Origin of the sequence: Chryseobacterium sp. SIMBA_028 (assembly GCF_046535285.1) — a bacterium.
Classification (GTDB): Bacteria; Bacteroidota; Bacteroidia; order Flavobacteriales; family Weeksellaceae; genus Chryseobacterium.
In genome coordinates this window covers 1-335 of record NZ_JAWRWZ010000113.1, presented here as the reverse complement: position 1 = coordinate 335, position 335 = coordinate 1, and the positions used below count along the sequence as shown (strand labels likewise).

General features: G+C 65.1%; 1 protein-coding gene. It reads left to right on the top strand.

Annotated features, from left to right (window positions below; translation table 11 throughout):
* Window positions 1-335: hypothetical protein (locus SCA31_RS22780; RefSeq protein WP_410699321.1), on the top strand; the 335-nt coding region annotated here is incomplete at both ends.

The following is a 335-nucleotide window of genomic DNA, read 5'->3' as shown; positions in this document are numbered from 1 at the left end:
CCATGCAGGCCCCCGTCGACGCGCCGCTGCCGAAGGTGACGTCGCCGACCTATTATACGTACAAGCCGGACCCGATGCGTCTGGTGAACACGGCGAAGTTTGCAGACCCGGTCGTAACCGGTGCCGTCGTCGATGCGTCGGCAACGTCGGGCGACCAGTCCGGCGTTCAGCGCCGCTATCTCGCCGATGCCAAGGTTCGCGCCGACGGCAATGTCGCGAAGTCGCTCGAAACCTATTACGGCGACACCAAGAACCCGCTCGTCTGGGTCAGCGGCACGGAAGTGAACGATCGCGCCAAGGCCGCCATGAGCTTCCTGGCAAGCGCCGGTTCCGTC